A 409-nucleotide genomic window follows, 5' to 3' on the forward strand; every position below is an offset into this window, starting at 1 on the left:
CTGCATTCGCACCCTCTCTCCGGTGCGTCACCGGAAGGTTACTGAGAAGCCTCTAAAGCCTCACCTCCGTCATGCCGGACCTGATCCGGCATCCAGCCACGGCGCGTCTGCGCCGTGAGAAACAAGTCTTACGCGATCAAAGACTTGATCGCGCTGGACCCCGGATCAAGTCCGGGGTGACGGTGTGCGGATTTGGCCATGCAATTTCATCCAAGACAACGATCCCACGCACCCTCATGCTCCTGTCCTCCACCCACAGGACAGACCCACCATGACACCTGAATTCCTCATCACATCCTTCATCGTCGCCGCCTCTCCGGGCACCGGCGTGGTCTACACGCTGGCGGCCGGCCTTTCGCAGGGGGCGCGGGCGAGCGTCCTTGCGGCTTTCGGCTGCCCGCTCGGCATC

1 pseudogene is annotated in these 409 nt (G+C 62.6%); it reads left to right on the forward strand.

Annotated elements, in window-relative coordinates:
• Positions 1–271 precede the first annotated feature (271 nt).
• Positions 272–409 (forward strand): annotated as a pseudogene (locus EN804_RS38450) (LysE family translocator); the annotation flags it as partial.

It is taken from the genome of Mesorhizobium sp. M8A.F.Ca.ET.161.01.1.1, assembly GCF_004792105.1.
Lineage (GTDB): Bacteria > Pseudomonadota > Alphaproteobacteria > Rhizobiales > Rhizobiaceae > Mesorhizobium.